Annotated in this window: 2 protein-coding genes; both read left to right on the top strand. The window is 63.9% G+C overall.

Annotated elements, in window-relative coordinates; genetic code table 11:
- Window positions 1-456 (top strand): aldehyde dehydrogenase family protein (locus HX803_RS31925; RefSeq protein ID WP_178926049.1); only part of this gene is annotated, 456 nt, incomplete at its 5' end.
- A gap of 18 nt (window positions 457-474) precedes the next feature.
- On the top strand, window positions 475-923 hold a 449-nt coding region (locus HX803_RS31920; RefSeq protein WP_178926048.1), incomplete at its 3' end, for an LLM class flavin-dependent oxidoreductase.

The following is a 923-nucleotide window of genomic DNA, read 5'->3' as shown; positions in this document are numbered from 1 at the left end:
CAGCAAGGCGCCCAGGCCGCCATCGGTGGTAAGCGCCCCAGCGCGGCACACCTGAGCGAAGGCTGGTACTTCGAACCGACGGTGATGGCCAACGCCCGCAACGACATGCCGTTCATGCGCGACGAGCTGTTCGGGCCGGTGGTGGGCGTGATGCCGTTCAGTTCCGAAGAACAGATGATCAGCCTGGCCAACGACACCTCCTACGGCCTGGCCTCGGGCATCTGGACCCAGAACATCGATCGCGCCCTGCGCTTTGCCAACCGCATCGACGCCGGCACGGTGTGGATTAACACCTACCGCAGTTCGGCCTACATGTCGGCCAACGGTGGCTTCAAACAGAGCGGCTACGGGCGACGCGGCGGCTTTGATGTGATGCGCGAGTTCTCCCGCGCCAAGAACGTGATCATCGACTACTCCGGCGAGATGCAGGACCCGTTCGTGATTCGCCTGCGCTGATTATTCAAGGAGCCTCACATGAAATTTGCCGTATCCCTGAGCATGGAACGTTTCTCCCCGGACGTGCCGATGCAGACCGTCATGGCCAACCTGCTGGAGCTGGCGAAGATCGCCGACGAAGGCGGCTTCGAAACCCTGTGGACGTCCGAGCACCACACCCTGGAATGCACCATCGCGCCCAACCCGTTCCAGACCCTGACCTGGCTCGGCCAGCACACCGAGCGCATCCGCCTGGGCACCGCGACCATCGCGGCCGCCTACTGGCACCCGATCCGGCTGGCCGGTGAAGCGGCGCTGTGCGATCACTTGACCAAAGGCCGCCTGGAATTCGGTATCGCCCGGGGTTCCTACCAGTACGAATTCGACCGCATGACCCCCGGCCTGCAACAGCAGGAAGGCGTCGGCTACATGAAGGAGCTGGTGCCGGCGGTTCAGAAACTCTGGGCCGGCGACTACGCCCACGACGG

Origin of the sequence: Pseudomonas sp. P7548, assembly GCF_013386585.1 — a bacterium.
Classification (GTDB): domain Bacteria; phylum Pseudomonadota; class Gammaproteobacteria; order Pseudomonadales; family Pseudomonadaceae; genus Aquipseudomonas.
The sequence above is the reverse complement of the archived record's forward strand: the minus strand, read 5'-3'. Positions and strand labels throughout refer to the sequence as shown.